This is a genomic window from Citrobacter sp. MGH 55 (assembly GCF_016906145.1).
In the GTDB taxonomy this organism is placed as follows: domain Bacteria; phylum Pseudomonadota; class Gammaproteobacteria; order Enterobacterales; family Enterobacteriaceae; genus Citrobacter_A; species Citrobacter_A amalonaticus.
The window spans coordinates 119,442-131,325 of the sequence record NZ_CP070239.1 but is presented as its reverse complement, the minus strand read 5'-3'; the positions used below and the strand labels follow the sequence as shown (position 1 = coordinate 131,325).

Here is an 11,884-nt window from a genome sequence, read left to right as displayed (position 1 = left end):
ACATTATGGATTACGAATTTCTGCGCGATGTTACCGGTCGGGTTTTGGTGCGCATGTCCATGGGTCACGAAGTGGTCGGGCACTGGTTTAATGAAGAAGTGAAAGAAAACCTGGCCCTGCTGGACGAAGTGGAACAGGCGGCTCACGCGGTGAAAGGCAGCGAACGTTCCTGGCAACGGGCGGGGCATGAATATACGCTCTGGATGGACGGCGAAGAGGTGATGATCCGCGCCAACCAGCTGGAGTTTACCGGCGACGAAATGGAAGAAGGGATGAATTACTACGATGAAGAAAGCCTGTCGCTGTGCGGCGTCGAGGATTTCCTGCAGGTGGTAAACGCCTATCGGGAATTTCTGCGTCAATCCTGAATAATTTCAATCATCAGTGGAGCCGGGCGTCTGCGTCCGGTTTTTTTTTACCGAAAAATGATTGTTTGATTTTTATTAATCATTTTAAAACTGTGATCTGGCCCATTTGTGATCTAATATTGATTAAATATAATCGTTGTGATTTTATTTAATCACAACACAACAACAGGCGGGAAGACCATGAACATCAAGAAGGCAATAGAACGCGTACCCGGCGGCATGATGGTCGTGCCATTGGTTATCGGTGCCATTATCAATACCTTTGCCCCGCAGGCGCTGGAGATCGGCGGATTTACTACCGCGCTGTTTAAAAACGGCGCCGCGCCGCTAATCGGTGCATTCCTGTTGTGCATGGGCGCAGGGATCAGCGTGAAGGCGGCACCTCAGGCTTTATTGCAGGGCGGTACGATTACCCTGACCAAACTGCTGATCGCCATTGCGCTCGGTCTTGGCGTTGAGCACCTGTTCGGGACTGAAGGGATCTTTGGCTTAAGCGGACTGGCGATTATTGCTGCCATGAGTAACTCGAATGGGGGGCTGTACGCGGCATTAGTCGGCGAGTTCGGTAACGAGCGTGACGTCGGCGCAATCTCTATTCTGTCTCTTAATGACGGTCCATTCTTTACCATGATCGCGCTGGGTGCTGCGGGAATGGCCAACATTCCGATCATGGCACTGGTGGCGGTCCTGGTCCCGCTGGTGGTTGGCATGATCCTCGGTAACCTCGATCACAACATGCGTGACTTCCTGACCAAAGGCGGACCGCTGTTGATCCCGTTCTTCGCCTTTGCGCTGGGGGCTGGCATCAACCTCGAAATGCTGTTGCAGGGCGGTCTGGCGGGCATCCTGCTGGGGGTGTTAACCACGTTCGTCGGCGGCTTCTTTAACATCCGCGCAGACCGTCTGGTGGGCGGTACCGGGATTGCCGGAGCGGCGGCATCCAGTACCGCCGGTAATGCCGTTGCAACGCCGCTGGCGATAGCCCAGGCTGACCCTTCGCTGGCGGAAGTCGCTGCTGCCGCCGCGCCATTGATTGCCGCCTCCGTGATCACCACCGCGATCCTGACGCCGATCCTGACCTCGTGGGTTGCCAAAAAACAGGCCCGTCAGGTTACTCAGGAGAATAAAGCATGAAAATGATCGTCATTGCCGATGATTTTACAGGCTCTAACGATACCGGCGTGCAACTGGCGAAAAAAGGCGCACGCACAGAGGTAATGCTCACCCCGACGCAAAAGCCTTCCCGTCGTGCTGATGTGCTGGTGATCAACACAGAGAGCCGGGCAATCCCGTCGGCGCAAGCCGCGCAGGCGGTACAACAAGCGTTAGCCCCCTGGTGTGAAGGGGTAACCGCGCCGCTGGTGTATAAAAAAATTGATTCTACGTTTCGTGGCAACGTCGGCGCCGAGGTGACAGCGGCGATGCGCGCCGCTAACCGGACGCTGGCCGTGATTGCGGCGGCGATCCCCGCCGCAGGGCGCACAACACGTGATGGACTGTGCCTGGTCAACGGAACGCCATTACTGGAGACCGAATTTGCCAGCGATCCCAAAACGCCGATTATCTCTTCGCGCATTGCGGAACTGGTCTCGTTGCAAAGTGACATTCCGGTGCATGAAGTGTCGCTCGACGATGTCCGTCGCGGACGACTGAGCGCGCTGTTAGCCGCTTTCGCTGCTGAAGGCGAGTGCATGGTGGTGGTGGATGCCGTTGAGGACCGTGATTTGTCGCTGATTGCGCATGCTATCTGTGAGCAGGAGACGCTGCCGTTACTGGTCGGCGCGGCTGGTCTCGCCAATGCCCTGCCGGTCCGCCTGTTTATGCAGGAAAAGCAAGCGTTGCCGGTGCTGGTCGTCGCGGGTTCGATGAGTGAAGCCACGCGACGTCAGGTAGACAAGGCGCTGTGTCAGGACCGGGCAAAGGTTGTCGATATCGATGCCTCACGACTGGCCTCTGCCGGTTTCGAACAGGAAATCGCGTCGGTGGTGGAGCAGGCCTGCGCGTTACTGAGCCGTCACCACCATACGATTTTACGTACAAGTCGTAGTGCGGACGACCGACAGATGATCGACACGCTGTGTGCCAGCGTCGGGATGAGCCGTCAGGCGCTTGGCGAACGGTTAAGCCAGCGTCTTGGAAACATCACGTTACGCATTATTGAGCAGGCGCGTATTGGCGGCCTGTTCCTGACCGGAGGGGATATTGCGACCGCCGTTGCCAGTGCGCTGGGGGCGGAAGGCTATCGCATTCAGAGCGAGGTAGCGCCGTGCATTCCGTGCGGAACGTTCGTGAACAGCGAGATTGACGATCTGCCGGTGATCACCAAAGCAGGAGGATTCGGCTCCGACAGTACCCTTTGTGATGCGCTTTATTTTATTGAGGAGATGTACAGTGGTAACTAAAACCGTCGCGATTACGATGGGCGATCCTGCGGGGATCGGCCCGGAAATTATTGTTAAAGCGCTCAGTGAAGATGAACTTAACGGCGCGCCGCTGGTGGTAGTGGGATGCCTGCAAACCCTGAAGCGGTTACAGGCCAACGGTCTGGCGGAGGGCGTGACGTTTCGCGCCATTACGCAGGTGGCGGACGCCCGCTTCGTGCCTGGTGTGATTCATGTGATTGATGAACCGCTGGCGGACCCGGACGCACTGGAGCCGGGTAAAGTGCAGGCTCAGGCAGGCGATCTGGCTTATCGCTGCGTAAAACGGGCAACGGAACTGGCGATGAAAGGCGACGTTCATGCTATCGCCACTGCGCCGTTGAACAAAGAAGCCCTGCATCTTGGCGGGCACCATTTCCCCGGACACACCGAGCTGCTGGCGACGCTGACGGAAAGTCGCGACTACGCGATGGTGCTGTATACCGATAAGCTGAAAGTCATTCACGTTTCTACCCATATCGCCCTGCGTAAGTTCCTCGATACCCTGAACGGTCAGCGCGTGGAGACTGTTATTAGTATCGCCGATACCTTCCTGAAGCGTGTGGGTTATGCGCAGCCGCGTATAGCCGTGGCGGGGGTGAATCCACATGCTGGTGAGAACGGGCTGTTCGGCGATGAGGAGATTCGCATCGTCGGTCCGGCGATTGAGAACATGAAGGCAAAGGGGATGGATGTTTACGGCCCATGCCCGCCGGACACTGTATTTTTGCAGGCGTATGAAGGTCACTATGACATGGTGGTGGCGATGTACCACGATCAGGGCCATATCCCGCTGAAGCTGCTGGGTTTTTATGACGGCGTCAACATCACTGCCGGTTTGCCGTTTATTCGCACCTCCGCCGATCACGGGACGGCATTTGATATCGCCTGGACGGGAAAAGCAAAATCTGAGAGCATGGCCGTATCGATTAAACTGGCAATGCAACTGGCATAATTTCCTGTTATGAAAGGACAACACCGTCTGGATCAGATTGTGGCGTATTTGAAAAATCATACGCTGGTGACCGTGGAACAACTGGTGGATGCCGTTGAGGCCTCTCCGGCAACGATCCGCCGCGATCTGATCAAACTGGATGAACAGGGGGTGATCAGTCGCAGCCACGGCGGTGTGGCGTTACGGCGTTTTGAAGCAGTGCAACCGACCACCAACGAGAAGCAACTGCGATCGCCCGCCGAAAAACGGGCGATTGCGCGTTATGCGGCCTCGATGGTGCATGCGGGCGATGCCGTGGTGCTTGATGCCGGAACCACGATGCTGGAGCTGGCAAAATGTTTAACCCATCTTCCCCTCAGAGTCATTACCGTTGATCTGCACATCGCCCTGTTTTTATCCGAGTTTCGCCAGATAGAGGTGACTATTGTCGGTGGGCGAATTGATGACAGCAGCCAGTCATGCATCGGCGAGTTTGGCCGCAAAATGCTGCGCAGCGTCTATCCTGATATCGCGTTTATGAGCTGTAATACCTGGAGTATGGAAAAGGGCGTGACCACGCCGACTGAGGACAAAGCGGGACTGAAGCAGGAAATTATCGCCAATGCACAACGAAAAGTGCTACTGGCCGACAGCAGCAAATACGGCGCGCATTCGCTATTTAATGTGGTTTCTCTCAGTCGCTTTACCGACGTCATTACCGATGTTAATTTACCGCAAGCCGTACAGGCCGAACTGAAAGCGCAATCCGTCGCCCTGACGCTGGTACAGCCTGAGTAATTAACGTTGGGATAACCCCAGGAGATGAGTGATGGGTAATGAAATACCACTGAAATATTATGACATTGTGGATGAGTATTCGACGGAATCCGCAGAACCGGTTAACGCGTCGGAGCGTGATCCTCTTGCTCGCTATTTCCAGCTACTGATTGCTCGCTTAACGAATAACGAAGAGATCAGCGAAGAAGCGCAGCAGGAGATGGCGGTTGACGCTGGCATTGACGCGCAACGCATCGATGATATCGCAGAATTCCTGAATCGATGGGGAAATGAATAGTCTCGGATTCGGCTCAGGAGCTCCGCAAAGCTCCTGAGCGTTTTACTTACACACCCGGGATATTGCGCCCGTAGTAAATCTCTCGCATCTCTTTCCACAGCGCAGCGGTAATCTCTTTACGCTCTGCGTCGGTCAAGTCTTCTGGTCGGGTATGGAACATGTAGTGCTTAAGGTCGAACTCTTTAAGCAGCATTTTGGTATGGAAGATATTTTCCTGATACACGTTCACATCCACCATGTCATACAACGACTTCATATCCTCGGACATAAAGTTCTGAATGGAGTTAATCTCATGATCGATAAAGTGCTTCATCCCGTTGATATCACGGGTAAAGCCACGCACGCGATAATCGATGGTCACGATGTCGGATTCAAGCTGGTGGATCAAGTAATTCAGCGCCTTCAAGGGAGAAATCACACCGCAGGTTGAAACCTCAATATCGGCGCGGAAGGTGCATAATCCGCCTTCCGGGTGGCTTTCCGGATAGGTATGCACGCAAATATGGCTCTTATCAAGATGGGCGACCACCGTTTCCGGCAGCGGGCCGGGATGCTCGGTTTTATCAATCAACTGCGGATCGACAGGTTCTTCGCTCACCAGAATGGTGACGCTGGCACCCTGAGGTTCGTAATCCTGACGGGCAATATTCAGGATATTGGCGCCGATGATAGAGCAGGTTTCTGACAGAATTTCGGTCAGACGGTTGGCGTTGTAGAGTTCGTCGATATAGGCGATGTATCCGTCGCGCTCTTCGGCGGTTTTGGCATAGCAGATATCGTAAATACAAAAACTCAGACTTTTAGTCAGGTTGTTAAAGCCATGCAGTTTCAGTTTTTTCAATTTCTTATCTTCTCCTTAGGACGATGCTGTCGCCAGCGCGTCTTGCAGATACTGGGGTAAGGCAAACGCTGCCGTGTGGATTGCCGGGTTGTAATAGCGACACTTAAGGCCGGAGGTGTGAAAACGCGCCTGGATGATTTCAGTCGACAGGTGGCGCAACGCTTCGTTATCGGTCGCCCACGCAAAAGTCATTATGCCGCCGTAGTAGGTGGGGATCGCCGCCTGGTAGAAGCCAACGTCGGCGAAGTAATGGCTGAGCTTACGGTGGCTGTCGAGGGCTTCATCCTGTTGCAGGAAGCAGACGCCGTTCTGCGCGACAAAGATCCCGCCCGGATTCAGGCAGCGTTTACAGCCTTCGTAGAATGCCGAGGTGAACAGACTCTCACCGGGACCGATCGGATCGGTGCAGTCGGAGATGATCACATCAAACGTGTTCTGCGTCTGGTTGACGTAATTCACGCCGTCGTCGATCACCAGCGTAAAGCGCGGATCGTCATAGCTACCGGCGTTGTGGTTGGGCAGATACTGGCGGCAGAACGAGACAACGCCAGCATCGATTTCCACCATCGTGATGGTTTCAACGTTTTTGTGCCGGGTGACTTCGCGCAGCATCGCACCATCGCCACCGCCGATAATCAGCACGTGTTTCGCGTGACCGTGAGCCATCAACGGAACGTGCGTCATCATCTCATGATAGATAAACTCATCGCGCTCGGTGGTCTGCACCACGCCGTCCAGCGCCATTACGCGACCAAAGGCGGCGTTTTCGAAGATGATGAGATCCTGATGCGCGGTCTTCTCGTGATAAAGAACGTTATCGACGGCAAAGTACTGCCCAAACTGGTCGTGTAGCGTTTCATGCCACTGTGGTTTTTCGGCCATAGGGTGATGCCTCCTTTGTTAACACCCGTAAAAAAAGGGCGCAACATCATAGCTAACAATGACCGTTGATGCACGGTCATTATTTCAGCAACAGGGACGGGAGGTTATTTGACGTAAGCCAGCAGGCTCAGGGAGTCGCGCGCCAGCGCTTTGCATTTTTTGGCGACAGGGATACCGATACCGCTGAGATCGCGATAGCTGTCTTCGCCGAGGGATTTCATATCGAAGGTGTCGTAATTGCTGAGGTCCCACTGGTTTTGCTGAGCAAAGAAGACCAGTGCGCGACGAATCTGCCCGTTGGGTAAATTCTGGTAGCCGCAGTCATTTTTCAGAAAGACAAAAACGGCCGTCAAATCGGCCATATCTTCGGCTTCAGATTCACTGAGCGCATAGCTGTTTGCGCATACGGCCATCAGGCTGCCGAACAACACGGTTCTGAAAAACGTCTTCATTGCTTCTACCACTGCATTACGGAAAGTCAACGTTAGCATACTGGAGGCGAAGCGACGACTTTTATTATCTATTAAGTGATATCCCTGGCTTGACCTTGCCGTAAGGGGAGGGTCTATGCTCAGAGATTAGCGTTATTTCGCCTGCAGCAAAATAAGGAAATAATTATGCAACGTCGTGATTTCTTAAAATATTCTGTGGCTCTGGGGCTGTCGTCAGCTTTACCGTTCTGGAGCCGCACCGTTTTTGCCGCCCAACGCCCCACGTTGCCCATTCCCGAGCTTCTCACCGCCGACGCACGTAACCAGATTTCGCTGATGGTGAAAGCGGGTCAGTCGACCTTTGCCGGAAAAACGGCAACCACCTGGGGCTATAACGGCAATCTGCTCGGGCCTGCGCTGAAGCTGCAAAAAGGCAAAGCGGTGACGGTGGATATCCACAACCAGCTTCAGGAAGAGACCACAGTGCACTGGCATGGGCTGGAGGTGCCGGGTGAGGTGGATGGCGGTCCGCAGGGGATTATCCCGGCGGGCGGAAAACGTACCGTTACGTTTACGCCGGATCAGCGAGCGGCGACCTGCTGGTTTCATCCCCATCAGCATGGGAAAACCGGGCATCAGGTGGCGATGGGCTTAGCGGGGCTGGTTCTGATTGAGGATGAAGAAATTCATAAGCTGCTGCTCCCGAAGCAGTGGGGAATCGACGATATTCCGGTCATCGTGCAGGACAAACGGTTTAACGCGGCCGGGCAGATTGATTATCAGCTTGATGTGATGACGGCGGCTGTAGGCTGGTTTGGCGATACGCTACTGACCAATGGCGCCATTTATCCTCAACATGCTGCGCCGCGCGGCTGGTTACGTCTGCGGTTGCTTAACGGTTGTAACGCCCGTTCACTCAATTTTGCCGCCAGCGATAAGCGTCCGCTGTACGTCATTGCCAGCGACGGCGGGCTGCTGGCGGAAGCGGTAAAAGTAAATGAACTGCCCATGCTGATGGGCGAGCGTTTTGAAGTACTGGTGGACGTCAGTGACGGTAAACCGTTTGATTTGGTTACCCTGCCGGTCAGCCAGATGGGGATGGCGATTGCGCCGTTTGATAAGCCGCATCCGGTCATGCGTATTCAGCCGGTTGCCGTGAATGCCTCCGGTACGCTGCCGGACACTCTAAGTACCATGCCTGCGCTACCTGCGGTTGACGGCCTGACGGTGCGTAATCTGCAACTGTTGATGGATCCGATGCTCGACATGATGGGAATGCAGATGCTGATGAAAAAGTATGGCGATCAGGCGATGGCGGGCATGCATCACGGGCAGATGCAGGGGCATATGGGCAACATGCAGCATGGCGACATGGGCCATATGAACCACGGCGGTCAGTTTGATTTCCATATCGCGAATAAGATAAACGGCGTGGCGTTCGATATGAACAAGCCGATGTTCGCGGCCAGCAAAGGTCAATATGAACGCTGGGTCATCTCCGGGGTGGGCGATATGATGCTGCACCCGTTCCATATCCACGGTACGCAGTTCCGCATCCTGTCGGAGAACGGCCAGACGCCTGCGGCCCATCGTGCGGGCTGGAAAGATACCGTTCGGGTGGAAGGCAGCGTCAGCGAGGTGTTAGTGAAATTTGATCACGTCGCGCCCAAAGAGCATGCCTATATGGCGCACTGTCATCTGCTGGAACATGAAGATACCGGCATGATGTTAGGCTTTACGGTATAAGCGACGGATGGCGATGTCGGTTTTCCCGGAATCGCCATCCATCAGTAATAAGAATAATACCACTCTTATCCTTAATTTCTGAAAATAGATTAAGGCCGTATTTTTATTCCTCTTTCGGGATATACTCGCGGAATCTGACCATCAAACCTGAGGTGAAAAATGGATATTTTCCGTAAAATTGTGGCGGCTTCTTTTGCTATGTTAGTGGCGATTTCTGCTCATGCCGGAATGGACATGGAGCGTAAACACTTTCCTGAGCTGAAGTTAAGCATCGAAATTCCGCAAACGCTGACGCCTATGTCGGCGGAAATGGCGAAAATTAAATACCCGTCTGAGAATCGTCCACAGATCATTTATGGCGACGAGAGAGGTAAAGCCTCACTGGGCGTGACTGCGGGTCGCAACGCACTGCCTGCGGCGCAGCTGGATATGATGAAAGATGCGATGTTGAAAATGTTAGCTAACTACAAACCAGAGGCAGAAGCCGTTACGGTTGATGGGCATAAGGCATGGTTAGTGACTTTCCGCTCTCAGGCTGCGGATAGCGAAATTCTGAATCTGATGCTGATTACCAGTCAGGATAATAAAGCTGTGCAGGTTGCCTTTAATATGACGAAGGATTTAGTTGACCAGTATCAGGATGTCGCAAAAGCGTCATTAATGTCGCTTAAGTTTGACTAATCATTATCGCTAAATATCGATAAGCGCCCGCAAGTATTGTGGGCGTTTTGCGTTAAAAAAAGACAGCGTGGGATTTCCACGCTGTCTCTGCTCAGAACAAAATGGTTTTATTTCGCGTCGTCAGGCAAGGCGTAAGCGACAATATAATCGCCCATCTTCGTACCAAACGAGCCGTGGCCTCCGGCTGAAATTACGACATACTGTTTACCTTTCACCTCATAGGTCATCGGTGTGGCTTGTCCACCGGCTGGCAGACGCCCCTGCCACAGTTTCTCACCGTTGCTCATGTTATAGGCGCGCAGGTAGTTATCCGCCGTGGCGGCAATAAACAACACGTTGCCCGCCGTTGAGATAGGACCGCCCAGCATTGGCATCCCCATATTGAACGGTACTGGAACCGGCATCGGGAACGGCATGCTGTCCTGCGGCGTGCCAATGCGTTTTTTCCAGACTACCTCATTGGTCTTCAGATCCAGCGCGGAGATATAACCCCAGGCCGGTTGCTTACATGGCAGACCAAACGGCGACAGGAATGGGTTCAGCGTGACGCCAAACGGCACGCCATATTGCGGCTGGATACCGGATTCGGTGCCTGTGCCTTTTGCATCTTTCGGCTGTTCCATCGGATTACCCGGACCGCGTGGGATCAGCTTCGAGACGAACGGCAGCGCCATCGGGTTGGCAATCGCCACCTGACGGTTCGGATCGACCGAGATACCACCCCATTCGAACATCCCGAGGTTACCCGGGAACACCAGCGTGCCCTGCTCAGACGGCGGAGTAAAGATGCCCTCATAGCGCATCTGGTGGAACATCACGCGGCACACCAGTTGATCGAACATGGTGGCGCCCCACATATCCGCTCCGGTCAGATCTTTTTTCGGGCGGAAACTCAGTTCAGAGAACGGCTGCGTTTTGCTGACGTAATCGCCTTTCGCGGCACCCTGCGGAACCGGTTTTTCCGGTGCCGGAACGACCAGTTCACCGTTACGGCGGTCGAGGACAAAGATGTTACCGGTTTTCGCTGGCGCGTAGATAACCGGGACATTCTCACCGTTGACGGTGATATCCGCCAGCGTTGGCTGGGACGGCATGTCCATATCCCACAGATCGTGGTGGACGGTCTGATAGCTCCAGGCAAGTTTACCGGTGGTCGCGTTCAGCGCCACAATCGAGCTGGCGTAGCGTTCCTGCTCTGGCGTACGGTTACCCCCCCAGATATCCGGCGTAGTCACCCCCATCGGCAGATAGACCAGATCCAGCTTCGCGTCGTAGGCCGCCGGAGCCCAGGAGTTCGGCGAGTTAAAGGTAAAAGAGTGCTCATCGGAAGGGATTGCATTCGGGTCTTTCGCACCCGGATCGAACGCCCACAGCAGTTTGCCGTTATTGACGTCAAAACCACGGATCACGCCCGAGGTTTCGCGGGTGGAGAAGTTATCCGTTACTGAACCAGCAATCACGATCGTTTTATCGGTGATGATTGGCGGCGATGTTGGCTCATACAGACCCGGCGTGGTGTCCGGCATGTTGGTCTGCAGATTCAGAATACCTTTGTTGGCAAAGGTTTCACACAGCTTGCCGGTTTCGGCATTCACCGCAAACAGACGACCGTCGTTGACGGGCAGGATGATACGGCGCGGACAGTCGGCAACCACTTCCGGGGACGCGTTATCGGCTTTCGCTTCATGGTACGACACGCCACGGCAGGTCACATGCTGGAAGCTTGTGTTGGTATTGAGTTGCGGATCGAAATGCCACTTCTCTTTACCGGTAGCGGCATCCAGTGCGAACAGACGCTGGTGGGCGGTACAAAGATACAGCGTATCGCCAACCTTAATCGGCGTCACTTCATTGGTGATTTCACCCGGATCGTTCGGCTGCTTCAGGTCACCGGTGCGGAACACCCACGCTTCTTTCAGGTTGTGAACGTTATCGGCGTTGATCTGTTTGAGCGGCGAGAAGCGCTGGCCTTCCTGATTACGACCATACGCGGGCCAGTCATTGTCCGAAATGGCGGAGATAGGTTCGGCTGGTGTGGCGTCGGCGCTCAGCGTGCCGTTGATCTCCTGCGGATCATGAAAGCCCGCCCAGGTGAGGATCCCGCCGCTGATCAGCAGGGCCACCACCAGAGCGGCTACGGCACCGCGGGAAGGGACGAGCAGGCGATGCCAGACGAACGGTAAAATCAGCCAGATGCCGAAGAAGACCAGAATATCGCTGCGCGGCGTCAGCGCCCAAAAGTCGAACCCGACCTCCCACACGCCCCAAATCAGGGTGGCGAGGAGCAGGGCGGCGTACAGCCAGAGTGCGGAACGTTTGCTGCGCCAGAGCAATACGGCAACGCCCAGCATCACCAGTCCCGCAATCGGGTAGTACCAGGAGCCGCCAATGGCGACCAGCCAGCCTCCGCCGATCAAAAGATAAAGCCCGCATAGCGCTGCAAAGAGGGCCGTTAGCGTCACGAGTAACCGTGGCGAACGTGCGTTGTTATCTGCCATAAAAATAC

At 54.6% G+C, this 11,884-nt stretch carries 12 protein-coding genes; 8 read left to right on the top strand and 4 right to left on the bottom strand.

All coding sequences use genetic code 11. From position 1 onward, the window contains the following. Positions 1–5 precede the first annotated feature (5 nt). The 6 genes from yacL to JTI98_RS00525 all read left to right on the top strand — a co-directional run bounded on the left by yacL (position 6) and on the right by JTI98_RS00525 (position 4,797). A complete protein-coding gene (gene yacL / locus JTI98_RS00550) occupies positions 6–368 on the top strand; it encodes a protein YacL (protein ID WP_042997907.1) in 363 nt (120 codons plus the stop codon). Between the two features lie 180 nt (positions 369–548). Further along, positions 549–1,502 carry a 2-keto-3-deoxygluconate permease 1 gene (locus tag JTI98_RS00545; protein WP_042997906.1) on the top strand — a complete coding sequence of 318 codons (954 nt, stop codon included), beginning with the start codon at positions 549–551 and terminating at the stop codon, positions 1,500–1,502. Continuing rightward, positions 1,499–2,770, top strand: a complete 1,272-nt coding sequence (locus JTI98_RS00540; RefSeq protein ID WP_044328115.1) for a D-threonate kinase — start codon at positions 1,499–1,501, stop codon at positions 2,768–2,770. The genes JTI98_RS00545 and JTI98_RS00540 overlap by 4 nt, the downstream gene beginning before the upstream one ends. Further along, on the top strand, positions 2,760–3,743 hold the full coding sequence (locus JTI98_RS00535; RefSeq protein ID WP_080343246.1) for a D-threonate 4-phosphate dehydrogenase: 984 nt from the start codon (positions 2,760–2,762) through the stop codon (positions 3,741–3,743). Before JTI98_RS00540 ends, JTI98_RS00535 begins: the two co-directional genes overlap by 11 nt. A gap of 9 nt (positions 3,744–3,752) precedes the next feature. Continuing rightward, positions 3,753–4,520 (top strand): DeoR/GlpR family DNA-binding transcription regulator, encoded by a 768-nt coding sequence (locus tag JTI98_RS00530; RefSeq protein ID WP_216081798.1) that lies wholly within the window; start codon positions 3,753–3,755, stop codon positions 4,518–4,520. Between the two features lie 31 nt (positions 4,521–4,551). Further along, positions 4,552–4,797, top strand: coding sequence for a YmjA family protein (locus JTI98_RS00525; RefSeq protein ID WP_042997902.1), 246 nt, complete (start codon positions 4,552–4,554; stop codon positions 4,795–4,797). A gap of 46 nt (positions 4,798–4,843) precedes the next feature. Here JTI98_RS00525 and speD read toward each other — a convergent pair whose 3' ends face one another. The 3 genes from speD to JTI98_RS00510 form a co-directional block, all read right to left on the bottom strand. Continuing rightward, positions 4,844–5,638: an adenosylmethionine decarboxylase gene (gene speD, locus JTI98_RS00520; protein WP_216081797.1), complete on the bottom strand. Its 795-nt coding sequence runs from the start codon at positions 5,636–5,638 to the stop codon at positions 4,844–4,846. 15 nt (positions 5,639–5,653) lie between these two features. After that, positions 5,654–6,520: a polyamine aminopropyltransferase gene (speE, locus tag JTI98_RS00515; protein ID WP_044267433.1), complete on the bottom strand. Its 867-nt coding sequence runs from the start codon at positions 6,518–6,520 to the stop codon at positions 5,654–5,656. A gap of 104 nt (positions 6,521–6,624) precedes the next feature. Then, on the bottom strand, positions 6,625–6,972 hold the full coding sequence (locus JTI98_RS00510; protein ID WP_000846617.1) for a YacC family pilotin-like protein: 348 nt from the start codon (positions 6,970–6,972) through the stop codon (positions 6,625–6,627). Between the two features lie 165 nt (positions 6,973–7,137). On the opposite strand from JTI98_RS00510, the gene cueO reads away from it, so the two are divergent. Together cueO and JTI98_RS00500 are read left to right on the top strand one after the other, a co-directional pair. Further along, positions 7,138–8,697, top strand: coding sequence for a multicopper oxidase CueO (gene cueO, locus JTI98_RS00505; protein ID WP_216081796.1), 1,560 nt, complete (start codon positions 7,138–7,140; stop codon positions 8,695–8,697). Between the two features lie 159 nt (positions 8,698–8,856). Further along, positions 8,857–9,378, top strand: coding sequence for a hypothetical protein (locus tag JTI98_RS00500; RefSeq protein WP_042997898.1), 522 nt, complete (start codon positions 8,857–8,859; stop codon positions 9,376–9,378). 107 nt (positions 9,379–9,485) lie between these two features. Here the strand turns inward: JTI98_RS00500 and JTI98_RS00495 are convergent, their stop codons facing one another. Further along, positions 9,486–11,876 (bottom strand): glucose/quinate/shikimate family membrane-bound PQQ-dependent dehydrogenase, encoded by a 2,391-nt coding sequence (locus JTI98_RS00495; RefSeq protein WP_216081795.1) that lies wholly within the window; start codon positions 11,874–11,876, stop codon positions 9,486–9,488. Between the last annotated feature and the right edge of the window lie 8 nt (positions 11,877–11,884).